Origin of the sequence: Streptomyces pyxinae (genome assembly GCF_024756275.1) — a bacterium.
Classification (GTDB): Bacteria; Actinomycetota; Actinomycetes; order Streptomycetales; family Streptomycetaceae; genus Streptomyces; species Streptomyces pyxinae.
The window spans coordinates 79,732-95,283 of record NZ_JANUGQ010000022.1 but is presented as its reverse complement, the minus strand read 5'-3'; the positions used below and the strand labels follow the sequence as shown (position 1 = coordinate 95,283).

Sequence of the window (15,552 nt, the reverse complement as noted above, 5' to 3'; positions counted from 1 at the left end):
GGCGCGGGTACTCCCCCGGCCCCGTGTGCCCGCCCCGGCGGGAGCCGCGCCGGGGCGAGCCGGACCGGGCCCGGTCCTGCCGGGTTACCCGGGGCCGGACGGGTACCCGGCCGCCATGACGAACACGGCGAAACCCCTGGCAGTGGTGACCGGGGCCTCCGGCGGCATCGGGCTCGAACTGGCCCGGCGTTTCGCGGACCACGGCTTCGACCTGCTGATCTGCGCCGAGGACGACGGGCTGGTGCCCGCCGCCGAGGAGCTGCGCGGACGCGGCGCCGAGGTCCGCGCCGTACAGGTCGATCTGGCCACCTACGACGGCGTGGAGACGTTGTACGGCGAGGTCTCGGCCACCCGGCGGCCGGTGGGCGCGGCCGCCCTCAACGCGGGTGTCGGCCAAGGCGGGGCGTTCCTCGACAACGACCTGGCCGACGAGGCCCGGATCATCGACCTGAACATCACCTCGACCGTCCATCTCGCCAAGCGGCTGCTGCCCGGGATGGTGGAGCTGGACGAGGGGCGGGTGCTCATCACCTCGTCGATCGCCGCCACCATGCCCGGCTCCTTCCAGGCCGTCTACAACGCGTCCAAGTCGTTTCTCCAGTCCTTCGCACAGGCGCTCCAGGAGGAGCTGAAGGACACCTCGGTGACCATCACCTCGCTGATGCCGGGCCCCACCGAGACCAACTTCTTCCACCGCGCCGGGATGGACGACACCCGGGTCGGGCGGCAGGAGAAGGACAGCGCGGCGCGGGTGGCCGAGGAGGGCTTCGAGGCCCTGATGAGGGGCCGGGAGAAGCTCGTCGCCGGGTCCGCGAAGACCAAGGCCCAGGGCATCGCCAACCGGGTGCTGCCCGACCGCCTGAAAGCGGCGGCACACCGCCGGACGGCCGAGCCCGAGAACCCCGGCGACCACCGGTAGCGCAGTGGCGCGGGGCGCCGCGCCTCGTGCCTTTCCGTATCCGTGCATCTCCCACCCCCGGAGGCAGCACCATGAGGCCGACCGATGAGCCGATGGAGTACCCGACCCCCTCGCAGGCCGAGGGCGAGCGCGAGCCCGACCCGCCCGCCGACCGGCCGGGACCGGTCCGCCGCGCACCGGACCGGGACCGCGAACGGCCGGAGTTCTCCCGGACCACCCCCTCGCAGGCCGAGGGCGAGGCCGTCCAGGACGAGCGGGAGGGGAAGGGCGGGGCGGGGACCGGCTGAGCCCGGGGCGACGCCCCCGCTCCCCCGCGCTCCTCCCGCTGACGAGCCGGACAGGGCCCCGGCCCGGACGGCTGTGACCGGGTGGGTACGGAGGGCGAGGGCAGGCGGCGTCGGGCATGGGCGGCGATCACGCGGGAACCCGGCGGGACGGAGCGAGCCGACGGGCACCGCCGCGCCGATCGGCGGGTGACCGGCCCGCTCCGTCGGTTTCGAGGAGGTGTGGTGACGGTTCCCATGGCGGATCAGTTGGCGGATCGGGTGACGGCCGGGAAGCGGCCGGGCGTCCGGCCGGTTCCTACGGGGCGGCAGCCGCACGGCGGGCGGGGGGTGCGGCATGTGCGGACTGAGCGGTGAGATCCGCTTCGACGACCGGCGTCCCGACCTCGCCGCCGTGGAGCGGATGACCGACCGGCTGGCGGCGCGCGGGCCCGACGGGCAGGGGTTGTGGTCCCAGGGGGCGGTGGCGCTCGGGCACCGCAGGCTCAAGATCATCGATCTCTCGGAGCGCGGCGCGCAGCCGATGACGGACCCGCACAGCCGGATCACCGGGGTCTTCAACGGCTGTGTCTACAACCACCACGAGCTGCGCGAGGAGCTGCGGGGGCTGGGCCACCGGTTCTTCTCCACCTCCGACACCGAGGTGGTGCTAAAGGCGTACCGGGAGTGGGGCACCGACTGTGTGGACCACTTCACCGGCATGTTCGCCTTCGCCCTGGTGGAGCACGACACCGGCCGGCTGGTGCTGGGCCGGGACCGGCTGGGCATCAAGCCGCTGTATCTGGCGGAGACGTCCGACCGGCTGCGCTTCGCCTCCTCGCTGCCGGCCCTGCTGGCGGGCGGCGGGGTGGACACCTCGCTCGACCCGGTCGCCGTCCACCAGTACCTGAGCTGGCACGCCACGGTGGCCACGCCCCGCACGGTGCTCGCCGGGGTGCACAGGCTGCCCCCGGCCACGGTGCGGGTCGTGGAGCCGGACGGCACCTCCCGCGACCACCGCTACTGGCGGCCCTCGTACACCCGGCGCGCGGAGTACGCGGGTCTGGACGCGGCCGGCTGGCGGGACGCGGTGCTGGACGCGCTGCGCACGGCGGTCCGGCGCCGGATGGTGGCCGATGTGCCGGTCGGGGTGCTGCTCTCCGGCGGGCTCGACTCCAGTCTGATCGTGGCGCTGCTCGCCGAGGAGGGCCAGCGCGACCTGGCGACGTTCAGCGTGGGCTTCGAGTCGGAGGGCGGCGAGGAGGGCGACGAGTTCGCCTACTCGGACCTGGTGGCCCGCCACTTCTCCACCGACCACCATCAGCTGCTGGTTCCGTCGGACCGGGTCTCCACCGCGCTCGACGGGGCGATCGCGGCCATGAGCGAGCCGATGATCAGCCACGATGTGGTCGCCTTCCATCTGCTGGCCGAGCAGGTGTCCAAGGAGGTCTCGGTCGTCCAGAGCGGCCAGGGCGCCGACGAGGTGTTCGCCGGCTACCACTGGTATCCGGAGCTGGCGGCGGTGCCCCGGGAGCGGGAGCCGGAGCGGTACGCCGCGGTCTACTTCGACCGCTCGCACGCCGAGCTGGCCCGGGTGCTCCAGCCGCACATGCTGCCGGACCGCGATGTGTCGGGCGAGTTCACGCGGGCGCACATGGCCGAGCCGGGCGCGGAGACGGCGCTGGACGCGGCGCTCCGGCTGGACACCGAGGTCATGCTGGTGGACGACCCGGTGAAGCGGGTCGACAACATGACCATGGACTGGGGCCTGGAGGCCCGGGTGCCGTTCCTCGACCACGAGCTGGTGGAACTGGCCGCCGCCTGCCCGCCGGAGCTGAAGCTCGCCCAGGGCGGCAAGGGCGTGCTCAAGGACGCCGGGCGCGCGGTGCTGCCGGCCGAGGTGGTGGACCGGCCCAAGGGCTACTTCCCGGTACCCGCCATCCGCCATATGGCCGGGCCGGTGCTGGAGCGGGTCCGGGAGGCGCTCGCCGCGCCCGAGGCCCGGGCCCGGGGTCTCTTCCGGGAGGAGTACGTCGCCGAGCTGCTCGCCGCCCCCGACCGCCACCGCACCCGGCGCGGGGCCAACGCCCTGTGGCAGGTGGCGCTGCTGGAGCTGTGGCTCCAGACGCACGGCATCCGGTGAGCCGGGTGCCGGGGGCGGCGGAGGCGTCCGGCGCGGCGGCGCGCGAGGCCGGGGCGTACGGGGTCGCCGGGCGTACGGCCGGGGCGTACGCGCCGTACCGGCCGGGGGACGGCGCGGCGGAGGCGTACCGGCCGGCGGGCGGGCCGCCCGTGCTCCCGGCGGCCGGCCAGGGACCGGTACCGCCCGCGTCCCCCGCCGTCGCCCCCGCCGCCCTGGGACGGACACCGCCCGCGCTGCCGGCCGCGCCGGTGCTGGTGCCGCTCGCGGACGCGGCCGGGCCCCGGACGCCGGGGCGGCCGGCGGTCCCGCACGGCTGCTGGTACCCGTCGGCGGACCCGGCCGGGGAGTGGGTGGCGTACATCTGCGACCGGGGCGGCGTGCCGCAGCTGTGGACCGGCCCGGCCGGCGGGGGCGGCGGGGGTGACGGAAGCACCGCCCGGCTGCTGGACACCGGCCCGGACCCGGTGACCGAGGTGTCCTGGTCGCCGGACGGCCGCTGGATCGCCTATACGGCGGTGCCCGGCGGCGGCGAGCACGGCCAGGTGCTGTGCGTGCGCCCGGACGGCACCGGCCGCCGGATCGTGGCGGGCGCGGACCCCGGCACCTCGGCCTATCTGGGCTGCTGGGCACGGGACGGCTCCGCCCTGGCGGTCACGGTGGCCGCGCCACCCGGCGGACCGGCCCCCGGTCCGGGCGGGGGCGGCACGGCGCTCGGCGGGGCACTGCACGGGGACGTGGGCCACCGGGCGGGCACCCGGGACCGGCTGGCCGCGTTCCTGGTGGACCCGGACGGCGGTACGGCTCCGGTGCTGGTCGCCACCGAGACCGGCGCGGCCACCCTGCGGGTCTGCGACCTCACCCCGGACGGGCGCCTGGCGCTGGTCCGGCGCGGGCCCCGGGCCCGGCGCGAGGCGGTGGTGGTGCGGACGGCCGGTCTGGAGAGCCACCCGGTGCTGCGGGTGGCCGACGGCGACCCCTGGATCGGCCGGTTCGCGCCGGACGGCCGCCGGCTGTGGCTGCGCAGCGACGAGGGCCGGGAGTTCGCGGCGCTGCTCGCCCTGGAGCTGGACGGCGACGGACGCCCGGCCGGGCGCCCGGAGCTGGTGGCCGGGCGGCCGGCCGCCGATCTGGAGCTGCTGGCCTTTCTCGCGGACGGGCGTACCGCCGCGCTGACCTGGAACGTGCGCGGGGCGAGCGAGCTGGAGCTGCTGGACCCGGCCGGGGCCGGGCGGCCGGTGGAGCTGCCGCACGAGGTGGTGACCCGGATCGCCCGGGGCGGTCCTGCCGGGGCGGTGCTGGGGCTTTCCGGGTCGCGCCGCCGGCCGGGTGTCTGGTGGCTGCCGGAGGCGGGCGGCCCGGCCCGTACGCCCTGGTCCTCGCGGGACGCGGACGTGGTGGCGGGCGGCCGGCCGCCGGTGCGGCCCGAGCCGCTGCGGCTGACCGCCCGGGACGGCTTGGAGCTGGGCGGCTGGTACTACCGGGCCCCGGGCCGGGCGCCGGGGGTGCCCGCGCCCTGCGTGGTGCATCTGCACGGCGGTCCCGAGGAGCAGGAGCGGCCGGTCTTCGAACCGCTCTTCCACGAGCTGCTGGGCCGGGGGCTCGACGTCTTCGCGCCGGATGTGCGCGGCTCGTCCGGGTACGGGCGCTCGTTCACCGACGCCGACCTCGGGGCGGGCCGGTTCGCCGCGATCGAGGACGTGGCCGACTGCGCGGCCGGCCTGGTGCTGACCGGGCGCGCCGACCCGGCCCGGCTGGCGGTGACGGGCCGCTCCTACGGCGGCTATCTCACGATGGCGTCGCTGGTCTGGCACCCGGAGCTGTTCCGTACCGGGGTGGCGGTCTGCGGGATGTCGGACTTCGCCACCTTCTTCGCCGGGACCGAGCCGTGGATCGCCGAGTCGGCGGCGCACAAGTACGGCCATCCCGAGCACGACCGGGAGCTGTTGCGGGCGCTCTCCCCGATGAGCCGGATCGACGCGCTGCGGGTGCCGCTGCTGGCGGTGCACGGCGAGCACGACACCAATGTGCCGCCGGGCGAGTCCGAGCAGTTCGTCCGGGCCGCCCGGGAGCGCGGCCACCCGGCCGAGCTGCTGACGCTCCGCGACGAGGGCCATGACTTCCTGCGCGCCGAGAACCGGCGGCTCTTCCGGCGCACCGCCGGGGACTGGCTGGAGCGGTATCTGACCGGGTGACCCGGGAGCGTACGGCCGTACGGCGCCGGCCACCCGCCGCCCGGACCGCCCCGGGCGCGGGAGCCGCGCCCCGCGTCCGGTACGCGCCCGGGTCCCGCCGGAGCTGCTCCGGAGCTTCCCCGGGTCGGCACCGGGGCGGCCCCGGCCCCGTACCGGAAAGGCGGGGTGGGCGGGTTCTGCGTACAGTGACGGGACAGGGGCATTCCGTACATCCGCGGACGTTCACATCCGCGGATGCTCCGGTGCCGGTCACCCGGGTGGCGGCGGTGCGCGGAGGTGGCGGGTGCCCGCCGGCCCCTCAGGAGAGGCGCGGTCCGCATGATTCCCTCGCTCGCCTCGTACGCCGTGGTGGTGCCCACCCTGGCCCGCCCCTGCCTCGCCGGCTGCCTGGCCGCCCTGGCCGCCAGTTCGGGCCCCGAGCCGAGCCGGGTGGTGCTGGTGGACGACCGCCGCTCCCCCGCCGGTGAGCTGCCGGTGGCGGCGCTCGGCCCGCTGGCCGGCCGGGCCCTGGTGCTGAGCGGCGGCGGGCGGGGCCCGGCGGCGGCCCGGAACACCGGGCTGCGGGAGGTGACCGAGCCCTGGACGGTGCTGCTGGACGACGACGTCCGGGTGGGCGCCCACTGGCGGGAGCAGCTCGCCCGGGACCTGGCCGAGGCGTCCCCGGAGACCGGCGGGGTGCAGGGCGTGCTGGAGGTGCCGCTGCCGGACGGGCGGCGGCCCACCGACTGGGAGCGCAACACGGCGGGGCTGCGGGACGCGCTGTGGGCGACCGCCGACATGGCGTACCGCACGGAGGTGCTGACGGCGGTCGGAGGCTTCGACGAGCGCTTTCCGCGCGCCTTCCGGGAGGATGCCGACCTGGCGCTGCGGGTGCTGGACGCGGGCTGGTTCATCCGGCGGGGCGAGCGGCGGACCGAGCATCCGGTGCGCCCGGCCGACCGCTGGGTCTCGCTCCGGACGCAGCGCGGCAACGCCGACGACGCGCTGATGGTGCGGCTGCACGGGACGGACTGGTGGGAGCGGGCGGCGGCGCCGCGCGGCCGGATCCGCCGCCATGCCGCGATCACCGCCGCCGGGGCGGGGGCGCTGGCGCTGGCGGTCGCCGGGCGGCGGCGGGCGGCCGTGCTGGCGGCGGCGGGCTGGCTGCTGGGCACCGCGGAGTTCGCCCGGGAGCGGATCGCGCCGGGCCCGCGCACGGCCGAGGAGATGCTGACGATGGCCGTCACCAGCGCGCTGATCCCGGCCTGCGCCACCTGGCACCGGCTCTCCGGCCACGTCCGGCACCGGGCGGCCGGAAGCTGGGACGGGGGCGCCGGGTGAGCGCGGCGGGCCGCCCGGCGGCGGTGCTCTTCGACCGGGACGACACCCTGGTGGTGGACGTCCCCTACAACGGCGACCCGCGCCGGGTGCGGGCGATGCCCGGAGCCGCCGAGGCGGTGCGGCTGGTGCGGGCGCACGGGGTGGCCACCGGAGTGGTGTCCAACCAGTCGGGTGTCGGGCGCGGGCTGCTCGCCGAGGCGGACGTCCGGGCGGTCAACGCCCGGGTGGAGGAACTGCTCGGGCCGCTGGGCGTCTGGGTGCACTGCCCGCATCTGCCGGAGGACGGCTGCGGCTGCCGGAAACCGGCGCCCGGCCTGGTCCGGGAGGCCGCCCGGCGGCTCGGCGTACGGCCCGGCGGGTGCGTGGTGATCGGGGACATCGGCGCCGATGTGGAGGCGGCCCGGGCGGCCGGGGCGCGCGGGGTGCTGGTGCCGACCCGGCGGACCCTGCGCGCCGAGGTGGAGGCCGCGCCCGAGGTGTGCCCCGACCTGCTGAGCGCGGTCCGGCTGGTGCTGGGCGGCACGGGGCCCTCCGGCAGCGGGCCGGGGCGCGGTCCCGGGGCTGCCGCCGCGCTCCGGGGGCCGGCGTGAGGGCGCTGGTGGCGCGGCTGGACAGTTTCGGGGACGTGCTCCTCGCCGGGCCCGCGATCCGGGCGGTGGCGCACCGGGCGGACGGGCTGACGCTGCTCTGCGGGCCGCGCGGGGCGCCAGCCGGGCGGCTGTTGCCGGGGGTGGACCGGCTGCTGGTGTGGGAGGCGCCCTGGGAGGGCTTCGCCCCGCCGCCGGTGGACCGGGCCGGTGTGGAGGCGCTGGTCGACCGGGTGGCCGCGCTGCGGGTGGACACGGGGCTGATCCTGACCTCGTTCCACCAGAGCCCGCTGCCCGCCGCCCTGCTGCTGCGGATGGCGGGCGTGGCGCGGCTGGCCGCCGACAGCGTGGACGCGCCCGGCTCGCTGCTCGACCTGCGCCACCACCGCACGCCGGGGGCCCATGAGGCGGAGGCGGCGGTGGAGCTGGCCGGGGCGGCGGGCTTTCCGCTGCCGCCGGGGGACGACGGGCGGCTGCGGGTGCGGTGCCCGGCGGCGGCACCCGGGCTGACCGGCCCGGAGCCGTATGTGGTGGTGCACCCGGGGGCGAGCGTGGCGGCACGGCGCTGGAGCCCGGAGCGGTCGGCGCAGGCGGTGCGGCTGCTGGCCGGGGCCGGGCACCGGGTGGTGGTGACCGGCGGTCCGGGTGAGCGGGAGCTGACCGGCTTCGTGGCGGGCCGGGACGGGATCGACCTCGGCGGCCGGACCGACCCGGAGCGGCTGGCGGCGGTACTGGCGGCGGCCGGCGCGGTGGTCACCGGCAACACCGGTCCGGCCCATCTGGCGGCGGCGGTCGGCACCCCGGTGGTCTCACTCTTCGCCCCGGTGGTCCCGGCCGAGCGCTGGGGGCCCTACGGCGTGCCGCACGTCCTCCTCGGCGACCAGGCCGCGCCGTGCGCGGGCAGCAGGGCCCGGGAGTGCCCGGTGCCGGGCCACCCCTGCCTGAACGGGGTGACGGCCGAGGACGTGCTGAGCGCGGTGGAGAAGCTGCTGCTGGACGGACCGGCGGCATGACCGGACACCACCCGGGCGCCCCGGGCCCGGCGGAACCCGCACGCCTCGCGGGCGCCCCGGCGGCCGTGGGCCCGGGCCCCGGCCTCGCGGGACCCGCACGTGACGTGAACTCCCCGGATGCGGCGGGCCCGGGCCCGGCGGAACCCGCGCGCCTCGCCCGCTCCCCGGCGGCCGGGGTGCCGGGCGCCACCCCCGCCGTCGCGAGCCGGGGCCCGGGCCTCGCGGGACCCGCACGTGTGACGGGCACTCCCGGCGCGGCAGGCCCAGGCGCGGCGGAACCCGTGCGGCTCGCGGGCGTTCCGGGGGCCGGGGTGGGGGGCGTCACGGCCCCCGCTGTCGCGGGCCGGGGCCCGGCGGCCCCTGCCGCCACGGACCCGGCCCTTCCGGGCCCCGGCGCCACGGACTTCGGCGTGACGGACCCGGCGGCCGTGGGCCGGGGCCCGGACGGGGCCGTTGGCGGGCGGCCCCGGGTGCTGGTGCTGCGGGCGCTGGGGCTGGGGGACCTGCTGGCCGGGGTGCCGGCGCTGCGGGCGCTGCGGCGGGCCTTCCCGGAGTACGAGACGGTGCTCGCCGCCCCGGCCTCGCTGGCGCCGGTCGCCGCCGCCACCGGGGCGGTAAACCGGCTGTTGCCCACCGCCGCCCCCGGCCGGGCGGTGCCGTGCGGGCTGGCGTGGACGGGGCCGCCGCCCGAGGTGGCGGTGGACCTGCACGGCTGCGGACCGTCCAGCCATCTGCTGCTGCGCCGGCTGGACCCCGGGCGGCTGTTGGCCTTCGCCCATCCGGGCACCCCGGAGATCACCGGCCCCGACTGGCGGGCCGGAGAACACGAGCGGGCCCGCTGGTGCCGGCTCCTCACGTGGTACGGCGTCCCCGCCGACCCGGCCGATCTGCGGCTGCCGCCGCCCCGGGCCGTCTCGCCCGCGCCGGGCGCGGTGGTGGTGCACCCGGGGGCCGACGCGGCGGCCCGGCGCTGGCCGCCCGAGCGGTACGGGGCGGTGGTGCGGGAGCTGTTGCGGCGCGGGTACCGGGTGGCGCTGACCGGCGGCCCCGGCGAGGACGCGGTGCTGGACCGGGTGGTGGCGGCGGCCGGCGCGGACTGGCACGCGGCGGAGGCGGGCACGGACCGGCTCGCGGCCCCGGCGGAGGCGGGCACGGCCGGGCACGCGGGTCCGGCGCGCGGAAGCGGGGCCGGACCGGCGGCCCCGGCGGAGACGGGCGGGGGCCTCGCGGTCTTCCGGGGCGGGCTGCCGTTCGAGGAGCTGAGCGCGCTGTTCGCCGGGGCGGCGGCGGTGGTCAGCGGGGACACCGGGGTCGCCCATCTGGCGGTGGCCCACGCCACCCCCTCGGTCACCCTCTTCGGCCCGGTCTCCCCCGCCCTGTGGGGGCCGCCGCCGGGCGGACGCCAGCTCGTGCTCTGGCACCCGGGACCGGCCGGCGGCCCGCCCGGCGACCCGCACGGCGCCGCGCCGGACCCCCGGCTGCTCCGGGTGCGCCCGGCCGAGGTGCTCGACGCGCTGCTCACCCTGCTCGGTCACCCGGAGGTACCCGCGCCATGACGAACGCCCGCCCAGCCGAAGAGGAGACCCGCGCCATGACCGCGCCGGGCCGGGTCACCGTGGTCGTGATCACCCGGGACCGCCGGGAACGGCTCGCCCGCACCCTGGACCGGCTCGCGGCACTGCCCGAGCGGCCACCGGTGGTGGTCGTGGACAACGACTCCCGGGACGGCACGCCCGGGGCTGTGGCCCGCGACCACCCGGAGGTCACCGTGGTCCGGGCGGGCGGGAACCTGGGCGCCGCCGCCCGCACCCTGGGTGTCCGGCGGGCCCGTACGCCCTATGTGGCGTTCAGCGACGACGACTCCTGGTGGGAGCCGGGCGCCCTGGACCGGGCGGCCGGGCTGCTGGACCGGCATCCCCGGCTGGGGCTGCTGGCGGCGGCGGTGCGGGTGGGCCCCGACCGCGTCCCGGACCCGCTGGACGCGGTGCTGGCCGGCTCCCCGCTGGGCCGCGCCGACGATCTGCCGGGCCCCCGGGTGCTGGGCTTCCTGGCCTGCGCGGCGGTGGCCCGGCGCTCGGCCTTCCTGGCGGCGGGCGGCTACCACCCAATGCTCTTCCTGGGCGGCGAGGAGACACTGCTCGCCTACGACCTGACGGCGGCCGGCTGGGGCGTCTGCCACTGCCCCGGGGTGGTCGCGGTGCACTGCCCGGAGGGCGACGCCCGGCCCGGAAGGCCCGCCCGGCAGCTGCGGAACGCGGTGCTCACCGCCTGGCTGCGGCGCTCCCCCGGTGCCGCCCTCCGGGCGACCGCCGCGCTGGCCCGGGCCGCCCGCCGGGACCCGGAGGCCCGGCGGGCGCTGCGCGGGGTGGCCGCCCGGCTGCCGGCGGCGCTGTGGGAACGCCGGCCGCTGCCGCCCCGGGTGGAGGCCGCCGCCCGGCTGCTGGACGCGGCGGACCGGCGGGGGCCCGTACGGTGACCGGCGCCCGCACCACCGTGGTGGTGATCACCCACAATCGCCGGGACGAGCTGCTGCACACCCTGGACCGGCTCGCGGAGCTGCCCGAGCGGCCACCGGTGATCGTCACCGACAACGCCTCCACCGACGGCACGGCCACGGCGGTGACCCGGCTCCACCCGGAGGTCACCCTGCTCACCCCGGGCCGGAACCTGGGCGCGGTCGGCCGCAATCTCGCCGTACGGCGGGTGACCACGCCCTATGTCGCCTTCTGCGACGACGACTCCTGGTGGGAGCCCGGTTCGCTCGCGGGCGCGGCCGGCCTGCTGGACCGGCACGCCCGGCTTGCGGCGGTGACCGCGCGGATCGTGGTGGAGCCGGCCGGCACCGAGGACCCGATCGTCGCCGAGCTTCGGGACTCGCCGCTGACCGGTCCCGGCTGGCTGCCGGGGCCGGCCCTGGGCTCCTTCCTGGCGGCGGCCACGGTGATGCGGGTGGCCGCCTTCCGGGAGGCGGGCGGCTTCAGTCCCCGGCTCTGGCTGGGCGGTGAGGAGGAGCTGCTCGCCACCGATCTGGCGACGCGCGGCTGGTGGCTGGTGTACGCGGCGGAGCTGACCGCCCACCACGCCCCCTCGCTGGCGCGGGACCCGACCCTGCGGCGGATCCACGGGGTGCGGAACACCCTCTGGTTCTGCTGGCTGCGCCGGCCGCTCGGCCCGGCCCTGGGCCGCACCCTGCACCTGGCCAGGACCGTGCCGCGCGACTGGGCGTCGGTACGGGCCTTCGGCGCGGCGCTGGCCGGACTGCCCTGGGTGCTGCGGGAGCGCCGGGTGGTGCCGGCCGAGGTGGAGGCGCGGCTGGTGGTCCTGGGCCGCGAGCAGCGGCGCTCCACCGCCCGCCGGTACGTGGGCTGAGCGCGGGGCGGCGGGACGAGCCCCGGTCCCGGGCCGGGCGGGTACGCGGCCGGCCCGGCGGGCGGCGCCCGGACCCGGCCCGGGAGCGGCCGGGAGCCGGGGCCCGCGACGGCCCGGTGGCCCCCGGGGCGGGCCGGGGCGGGATCGAGCCACCGGGCGGGCCGCCGGGCCGGTCCACCGATTCAGCGGGGTGCCGGAGGGGTACTCGCCCGGCATGATCACCCTTGGGGTCGAGGAAGAGTATCTGCTGCTCGATCCGGTCACCTGTCTGCCCGTCCCGCTGGGCGAGCAGGTCCGCGCCGCGGCGGGTCTGGAGACGGTCGTGGACGACCGGGAGGTCCAGTCCGAGCTGCTCCAGGCCCAGGTGGAGGTCGCCACGCCGGTCTGTACCGACCTGGACGAGGTGGGCGGCCATCTGCTGCGGCTGCGGCACGCCGTGGGCGCCGCGGCCGAGCGGAGCGGCTGCCGGATCGCCGCCTGCGCCACCGCCCCGTTCCGCGAGTCGGCCCCCGTCCCGGTCACCGAGCAGGCCCGCTACATCGCCATGCGCACCCAGGCCCCGCAGCTGGTGGCCGAACAGCTGGTCAACGGCATGCACATCCATGCCGCCGTGCCCGACCGGGAGACCGGGGTCGCGGTGCTCAACCGGGTCCGGGTCTGGCTGCCGACGCTGGTGGCGATGTCGGCCAATTCCCCGCTCTGGGACGGCCATGACACCGGCTTCGCCAGCTGGCGCACGGTGATCTTCGGCCGCTGGGCGGTGAGCGGGCCGCCGCCCCGGTTCACCGACGCCGCCGACCACGAGCACCGGATACGGCGGCTGCTGGACTCCGGAGTGATCACCGACACCGGGCAGCTCTACTGGCAGGCCCGGCTCTCGGACCGCTATCCGACCGTGGAGATACGCTGCCCCGACGTCCAGCTCCGGGCGGACAGCTCGGTGATGTTCGCCGGGATCGTCCGCGCCCTGATCGCCACCGCCATCCGGGAGGAGAAGGCCGGGGCGCCGGTGCCGGAGTGCCCGCCCGAGCTGCTTCAGGCGGCCAACTGGCACGCCGCCCGGCACGGACTCAGCGGGCTGCTGATCGATCCCGAGGGCCGGTCCTGCCGGGCCGGGGACCTGCTGGCCGTGTTCATGGACCGGCTCGCGCCCGCGCTGGACGAGGCCGGGGACACCCGCGAGGTGACCTCGCTGCTGCACCGGCTGCTCCAGGAGGGCACCTCCGCCGACCGGCAGCGCCAGGTGCTGGCCGACGACGGTACGGCGGCGCTGGCCGAGCTGCTGGCCACCGAGACGGTGGCGCCGTAGACCGGGACCGGCTCCGGCGGACCCGGTGATCTTCTCCGGCGGCGGCCGGTGCGGCAGGAGGGGCGCGACGATGCCGGACGGGGCGGGGGGACGCTGTGGTGGACGTGGACCGGGTGAGGCTCGAACTGGACGTGGCGGCGTTCGACGCCGCGCGCTTCGCGGCGTATGTGACGCGGTGCCGCGCGGAGGGCATTCGCCTGACCACGCCGGCCGTTCTCGGCGCCACCCCGGAGCACCGCCGCGCGCTCTACGAGCTGAACGGGGAGTGCTCCGCCGACATCCCCGAGCGCGGGGAGTTCTTCTCGTTCGAGGAGTACGTGGAGCGGCGTTTCGCCGTCGCGTCCTACGCCCCGGGCGGTGTGGTGATCGCCCTGGACGGCGACCGGTGGATCGGCATGGCCGCCACCTCGGTCCACGACGGCTTTCTCTTCAATGAGATGACCGGGGTGCGGCGGGACTACCGGGGCCGGGGCGTGGCGACGGCCATGAAGACCTTCGCGATGGGCTTCGCCCGGGAGCGCGGGGCGCGCCGGATCACGACGCTCCACCACCCGGCGAACACGGGCGTCATCGTGATGAACCAGCGGCTGGGGTTCACCGAGAGCCCCGACGGCGCCGGGCCCGCCGGGGCCGGACGCCGGCCCGGCCGGCGGGGCCGCACACCTCCGGCGCACGCGGGCGCGGGCCGGGCCCGGCCGGCGGGCAGGGCCGGCCGCACCCCGTTCGGCGGGCGGAGGCCGGGTGCCCCGGGGACGTGCCTCCGGTCGCCCGTGGTCCGGCGGGCGGGCCGGGCCCATGCCCCCGCCGGGCCGGGCCGGCCGCCGTACGGCCCCTGAAGCGGGAGCCACGCGCCCCAGCGGGCGGAGGCACGGCCGGGTGCCCCGGGGGACGTGCCTCCGGTCGCCCGTGGTCCGGCGGGCGGGCCGGGCCCATGCCCCCGCCGGGCCGGGCCGGCCGCCGTACGGCGCCTGAAGCGGGGGCCGCCGCGCGCCCCGACGGGTGTCCCGGCCACGCCCGGTGCGGGGCACGGCCCTGCCGTTGTTCGGCGGCAGGAGGTGGCGGCCGCGCGTCCCGGAGGCGGGCGGCCCGGCCCGGCCACGTCCAGGCGGTGGGCGGGGCCCCGTACGCGCCCTCCGGCGGGCACCCGTCCCGCGCCGGGCGACGTCCGGCGCGGGGCCTCGGGCCACGGGAGCGGCCGGAGGGACGGGCGACGCCCCTCGGAGCCGTACCGCTTCGGCGGGAAATTCCGGCCGCTCACTCGAACGGCGTACATCACCGCGCCGTCACCCCCCGGACGGACCAGCCTGGTCGAGGGCACACGGGGGACCCGGGTGCCGACCCGGTTCTCGGATCCGCCCGGAGGAGGCCGTATGACCAGCACCGTCCCGACCGGTTGGGAAGGCAGATGGGAGCACGCCGTCGTGACCGGCGGCGCCGGCTTCGTCGGTTCGCACCTCTGCACCGCCCTGCTGGCCGCCGGCACGGCCGTGACCTGCGTGGACGACTTCAGCACCGGGCGGCGGGCCACGATAGCCCCGCTGCTCGGCCGGCCGGGCTTCACCCTGGTGGAGACGGACGTCACCGGGCCGTTCGGCGCCGGCCGCCGCCCGGACCTGGTGCTGCACTTCGCCTCGCCCGCCTCCCCCGCCGACTATCTGCGGCTGCCGCTGCACACCCTGGAGACCGGCAGCCTCGGCACCCGCAACGCGCTGGCGCTGGCCCACCGTTCGGAGGCGCGCTTTCTGCTGGCCTCCACCTCCGAGGTCTACGGCGACCCCCAGCAGCACCCGCAGAACGAGCGCTACTGGGGCAATGTCAACCCGGTCGGCCCGCGCAGTGTCTATGACGAGGCGAAACGTTTCGGCGAGGCGCTGACCACCGCCGAGGCCGAGGCGCACGGCACCGACACCGGCATCGTGCGGCTCTTCAACACCTACGGCCCCGGCATGCGCGGCCACGACGGGCGGGCGGTGCCCACCTTCGTGCGGCAGGCGCTGGCCGGCGAGCCGCTCACCGTCACCGGGGACGGGCTCCAGACCCGTTCGCTCTGCTTCGTGGACGACACCGTGCGCGGCATCCTCGCGGCCGCCGCCGACGGGCTGCGCGGGCCGGTCAACATCGGCAACCCGGACGAGCTGACCATGCTGGAGCTGGCGCGGCTGATCATCCGGCTCACCGGTTCGGCCTCGGACGTCCGGTTCATCGAGCGTCCCACCGACGACCCGGCCGTGCGCTGCCCGGACATCACCCTCGCCCGCGACAAGCTCGGCTGGGAGCCCGAGGTGGCGGCCGAGGAGGGGCTGCGGCGCACCATCGAGTGGTTCCGCGCCCACCCGGACGCCCCGTCCTGACCGCTCCGGGACCCGCCCGCCGGACGCCCCCCGGGCCCGTCCACTCCGAGCCCGTCCCGCGCCCCGTTCCGGCCGGCCGGCCGGCG

13 protein-coding genes are annotated in these 15,552 nt (G+C 78.0%); all 13 read left to right on the top strand.

The annotated features are described in order from the left end of the window. Positions 1-115: 115 nt before the first annotated feature. The 13 genes from NX801_RS22955 (at position 116) to NX801_RS22895 (ending at position 15,466) form a co-directional block, all read left to right on the top strand. Positions 116-919 carry an SDR family NAD(P)-dependent oxidoreductase gene (locus NX801_RS22955; RefSeq protein WP_258789747.1) on the top strand — a complete coding sequence of 268 codons (804 nt, stop codon included), beginning with the start codon at positions 116-118 and terminating at the stop codon, positions 917-919. 71 nt (positions 920-990) lie between these two features. Further along, positions 991-1,206, top strand: coding sequence for a hypothetical protein (locus tag NX801_RS22950; RefSeq protein WP_258789746.1), 216 nt, complete (start codon positions 991-993; stop codon positions 1,204-1,206). A 334-nt stretch (positions 1,207-1,540) separates the two neighbouring features. Then, entirely contained in the window at positions 1,541-3,325 is a 1,785-nt protein-coding gene (locus NX801_RS22945) for an N-acetylglutaminylglutamine amidotransferase (RefSeq protein WP_258789745.1), read from the top strand. A gap of 149 nt (positions 3,326-3,474) precedes the next feature. Beyond that, on the top strand, positions 3,475-5,517 hold the full coding sequence (locus tag NX801_RS22940) for a S9 family peptidase (protein ID WP_428986205.1): 2,043 nt from the start codon (positions 3,475-3,477) through the stop codon (positions 5,515-5,517). A 318-nt stretch (positions 5,518-5,835) separates the two neighbouring features. Beyond that, positions 5,836-6,837: a glycosyltransferase family 2 protein gene (locus NX801_RS22935; RefSeq protein WP_258789744.1), complete on the top strand. Its 1,002-nt coding sequence runs from the start codon at positions 5,836-5,838 to the stop codon at positions 6,835-6,837. Next, positions 6,834-7,427: a D-glycero-alpha-D-manno-heptose-1,7-bisphosphate 7-phosphatase gene (locus tag NX801_RS22930; protein WP_258789743.1), complete on the top strand. Its 594-nt coding sequence runs from the start codon at positions 6,834-6,836 to the stop codon at positions 7,425-7,427. Before NX801_RS22935 ends, NX801_RS22930 begins: the two co-directional genes overlap by 4 nt. After that, on the top strand, positions 7,424-8,437 hold the full coding sequence (locus NX801_RS22925) for a glycosyltransferase family 9 protein (protein WP_258789742.1): 1,014 nt from the start codon (positions 7,424-7,426) through the stop codon (positions 8,435-8,437). The genes NX801_RS22930 and NX801_RS22925 overlap by 4 nt, the downstream gene beginning before the upstream one ends. Before the next feature lie 410 nt (positions 8,438-8,847). Continuing rightward, a complete protein-coding gene (locus NX801_RS22920) occupies positions 8,848-9,993 on the top strand; it encodes a glycosyltransferase family 9 protein (protein WP_258789741.1) in 1,146 nt (381 codons plus the stop codon). Positions 9,994-10,028: 35 nt separating this feature from the next. Beyond that, positions 10,029-10,913 (top strand): glycosyltransferase family 2 protein, encoded by an 885-nt coding sequence (locus tag NX801_RS22915; RefSeq protein WP_258789768.1) that lies wholly within the window; start codon positions 10,029-10,031, stop codon positions 10,911-10,913. Beyond that, complete coding sequence (locus NX801_RS22910; RefSeq protein ID WP_258789740.1) at positions 10,910-11,806, top strand: glycosyltransferase family 2 protein; 897 nt, start codon at positions 10,910-10,912, stop codon at positions 11,804-11,806. Before NX801_RS22915 ends, NX801_RS22910 begins: the two co-directional genes overlap by 4 nt. Before the next feature lie 214 nt (positions 11,807-12,020). Beyond that, complete coding sequence (locus NX801_RS22905; protein ID WP_258789739.1) at positions 12,021-13,115, top strand: carboxylate-amine ligase; 1,095 nt, start codon at positions 12,021-12,023, stop codon at positions 13,113-13,115. Between the two features lie 95 nt (positions 13,116-13,210). Then, positions 13,211-13,951 (top strand): GNAT family N-acetyltransferase, encoded by a 741-nt coding sequence (locus NX801_RS22900; protein WP_258789738.1) that lies wholly within the window; start codon positions 13,211-13,213, stop codon positions 13,949-13,951. Positions 13,952-14,485: 534 nt separating this feature from the next. Continuing rightward, the gene (locus NX801_RS22895; RefSeq protein WP_258789737.1) at positions 14,486-15,466 is read left to right on the top strand and encodes an NAD-dependent epimerase/dehydratase family protein; all 981 of its coding nucleotides are present in this window, start codon (positions 14,486-14,488) and stop codon (positions 15,464-15,466) included. The last annotated feature ends 86 nt before the right edge of the window (positions 15,467-15,552 follow it).